The organism is Promicromonospora kroppenstedtii DSM 19349, assembly GCF_000515355.1.
Lineage (GTDB): Bacteria > Actinomycetota > Actinomycetes > Actinomycetales > Cellulomonadaceae > Promicromonospora > Promicromonospora kroppenstedtii.
The window spans coordinates 20,293-22,034 of record NZ_KI911573.1 but is presented as its reverse complement, the minus strand read 5'-3'; the positions used below and the strand labels follow the sequence as shown (position 1 = coordinate 22,034).

At 72.4% G+C, this 1,742-nt stretch carries 3 protein-coding genes and 1 pseudogene; 3 read left to right on the top strand and 1 reads right to left on the bottom strand.

Translation table 11 applies throughout. From position 1 onward, the window contains the following. Both PROKR_RS01380 and PROKR_RS01375 read left to right on the top strand, forming a co-directional pair. Positions 1-255 (top strand): hypothetical protein (locus PROKR_RS01380; RefSeq protein WP_169736283.1); only part of this gene is annotated, 255 nt, incomplete at its 5' end. 70 nt (positions 256-325) lie between these two features. Next, positions 326-583: pseudogene (locus tag PROKR_RS01375) on the top strand (ATP dependent DNA ligase); the annotation flags it as partial. 164 nt (positions 584-747) lie between these two features. Here PROKR_RS01375 and PROKR_RS01370 read toward each other — a convergent pair. Continuing rightward, positions 748-1,086 (bottom strand): YciI family protein, encoded by a 339-nt coding sequence (locus tag PROKR_RS01370; protein WP_036959051.1) that lies wholly within the window; start codon positions 1,084-1,086, stop codon positions 748-750. 135 nt (positions 1,087-1,221) lie between these two features. Between PROKR_RS01370 and PROKR_RS33400 the strand changes: the two genes are divergently transcribed. Beyond that, positions 1,222-1,742: DUF6597 domain-containing transcriptional factor (locus PROKR_RS33400; RefSeq protein ID WP_036959066.1), on the top strand; the 521-nt coding region annotated here is incomplete at its 3' end.

Here is a 1,742-nt window from a genome sequence, read left to right as displayed (position 1 = left end):
CCGAGCACCTTCGCTGTGCTGACCGACTCGGTCGAGGGCCGCTGGCCGTTCCGGGTCGAGATCCGGGGCACCGAGTACGTGCTCGACACGTACGGCTGGGCGTTCGGCGGCGACGCGCGCGGCGAGTACATGACCCTCCCCGTCTTCCCCGTCGGCGGAGGCGACCGCCGGAAGGTGACCGTCCGCGACAACACACCCGCGCGCGTGCTGTCGTACGTCGGCAACTGGGACCCGAACCGCGAGGTCTTCGTCTGACCCACCCCCGCCAGGCCCCCGCCCCTACCTGGGACGGGGGCCTTCGTCGTTTCGTGACTCCGTCCCCCGCAAGACGTTCAAGGGCATGACCGACCAGATGCTGCAGTGGCAGACCGAGCGCTTCCGGGAGCTGGAGGTCGAGGACGACGGCTGGGTGGTCACGGTGCGGCCCGAGCAGGTCGTGGAGATCGCGTTCGACGGCCTGCAGCGCTCCACCCGGTACCCGGGCGGCCTCGCGCTGCGCTTCGCGCGCGTGCTGCGCTACCGCGACGACAAGACGGCCGCGGAGGCGGACACGATCGACACGGTGCGCTCGCTCGCCGTCTGACAGCTCCCCTGTCGAGGCCCTCGCCGTCTGACAGCTCCCTTTCGAGGCCTAAGTTTCTTCGCTTTGAGCTGGCTCAAAGCGAAGAAACTTAGGCCTCGAAGGGGATGTGCGCCACGGCCGCCCGATGACCATGCCGCACGCCGCCGAGGGCGCCAGGTCGGAGCTCAGGACTCCGGGTCGTACATGAGCTCCCGGACCTCCTGGGCGCAGCGGCAGCCCTCCGCGATCCGGGCCGCCCACTTCAGCGCCTCGGCGCGGCTCGCCACCTCAAGGATGGAGAACCCGCCGATCACAGCCTTCGTCTCCGGGAACGGCCCGTCCGTCACGGTCCCGTCCGTCGCGACGACCGACGCCTGCTGCCGCTCCAGCCCGGCGCCGAAGATCCAGACGCCGGCGTCCTTGGCCGCCTGCACGACGGCGTGCGAGGCCTCTGCCACGGCGGGCAGGTCCTCCTCGGGAAACGTCATCGCGCCGTCGTCGAACGAGATCAGGTATCGCGGCATCGCAGTCCTCCAGGTCTCGGCGGCCCGTCGGGCCGATCTCCTGCGGGGTGGACGGCTTCCACCGCCGGAACTCATCGGCGGGCGCGCGGGCACTTCCCTGGCGGTCTGCCGGGATCTCCGGGAAGGATGACCGTCATGGAGTCCTACGTCGAGCGGTCACCCCGGCCCGCGCTGGCGGGCGTGGTGCGGACGGCATGGATCCAGCGCACGGGCGAGGCGCCGTACGCGCAGCGGAACCTGCCCACGGGCGGCGTGGAGATCCACCTCCCGATCGGCGGCCGACCCCAGCTCGTCGGGCCGCTGACCGGCCCCGACATCGAGGTGGTCGGGCCACGCACCACCATCGTCGGCCTGCGGTTCCGGCCCGGCACCCCGCCACCCCTGCCGACGACGCTCGACGACCTCGTGGACCAGCGCGTCGACCTGGCGGACCTGTGGGGCGGCTCGGTCGACGAGCTCACCGACCGGACCGTCCTGGCACGGACGCCGGAGCACGCGCTGCGGCTCCTGGAGGACCACCTTCTGCGGGAGCTGCGCCGGGCGGGCCGGCCGGATCCGCTGGTGGGTGCGGCCGTCGCCGCACTCATGCCGTGGCGACCGGTCGCCATCGAGGCGCTGGCCGGCCACCTGGCGCTGTCGCCGAGCCAGCTCCGCCG